The sequence below is a fragment of the Streptomyces viridosporus genome (assembly GCF_002078235.1).
Lineage (GTDB): Bacteria > Actinomycetota > Actinomycetes > Streptomycetales > Streptomycetaceae > Streptomyces > Streptomyces viridosporus.
The window spans coordinates 1-1,316 of sequence record NZ_MSGP01000133.1; the positions used below are offsets into that span (position 1 = coordinate 1).

Annotated in this window: 1 protein-coding gene and 1 pseudogene; both read right to left on the reverse strand. The window is 73.0% G+C overall.

The features are described 5' to 3' along the window. Nucleotides 1-362: pseudogene (locus tag B7L92_RS10220) on the reverse strand (hypothetical protein); the annotation flags it as partial. Between the two features lie 124 nt (nucleotides 363-486). Then, nucleotides 487-1,316, reverse strand: an 830-nt coding sequence (locus B7L92_RS43505) for a hypothetical protein (RefSeq protein ID WP_368656238.1), incomplete at its 5' end; no start/stop codon positions are given.

Below are 1,316 nucleotides of genomic sequence, written 5' to 3' on the forward strand. Positions count from 1 at the left end.
GGCTGCGAGGGGGCGGGCTGCGAAGGGGCCGCGGCCTGGGAGCCCTGAGCCGACTCCCCCACCGTGCACCCGGACGCCTCCTGCTTGCGTTTGATCTCCTCGATGACCGCCTCGCGGTTGGCGATCCGTGCCTCGGACTGGGCGTCGGGGTTGGCCCGCTGGTCCGCGATGAACTTCTGGTTGTTGCCGAGTGCGGTGGCGAGCCCCTGGCAGACGGTCGAGTCCGCCGCCGACTTGGTGGTGGGCGTCTGCGCGGCGTTCGACGTGTTCGCCATGACGAAGGCACCGCCTCCCGCCACCGTCGCGGCGCTCACCAGCAGAGCGATCTTCTTCTTGGGGCCGAGAGTTCTCCTGCGCGACATGCGCGCCTCCTGAAGAGGTAGGGGAGCGTACGCCGCTATGTACGAGATACCGAACGGGGTTACTCAGCGGTTGGGCCGAATGGTCGAAGTAACCTGCATCACACAGCAGTTGAGCTGCCGTGTGTCAGCCGTGCCCGCCCTGTTCGTACGCCATCACATGGTCGTGGACGTACCGGAGCAGCCCCTGTGTCCGCCGCGCGAGCGCGACCTCCTCCGGCTCGGCGCCGTCCGCCCCCTGCCCGTGGGCGAAGACCACGGACCGCACGGTCATCAGCTGCGCGAAGAGCCCCGCCGACTCCGTCGATCCCCTCGGCCCCGCCGGTCCCCCCGACCCCGGTGGCACGGCCGGCAGTCCCGCCTCCGTCTGCGGAACGAGCGGGACGACCCGGTGGGCCACCGGATCCGTCGAGACCCTCGCGAACACCGCCGAGGCGTCCTCGGCCCGCCGGAAGCTCGCCACGGTGACGGTCGTCCGGGAGCGCCGCTCGACGTCCGTGAACAGCGCCGAGGTCAGCCGCGCGCAGCCCTCGCCCCGGTCGACGAGCGCCGCCGACTCCGCGGACAGGCCTTCGGCGCAGTCGGTGGTGGTCGCCAGGCCGACCCGCTGGTACCGGGAACCGTCCTTCAGACGCACGTTCTTCTCCGGGAACGCCTGCTCCGGCCGGACCGCGGGCCGCGCGAGCGGGGAGGGGAGGGCGTCCGGGGCGCCGGCGGGCAGGGAGGCGGCGCCGGAGGGCGCCGACTTGGCCGCGGTGGAGGCAGAGGGGAAGGGGGAAGGGAAGGGGGAGACCGGTGGCGGCGCGGTCCGCTCCCCGCCGCCGTCCCCGTTCGTGTACAGCACCGTGCCGACCGCGATCGCCCCGAGCAGCGCGACCGCCGCCGCGCCGCCGGCCGTGGACCGCGGTCCGCGGCTGTCGTGATCGTCGAAGGTCATGGCGGCGGAGGGTAACAGCA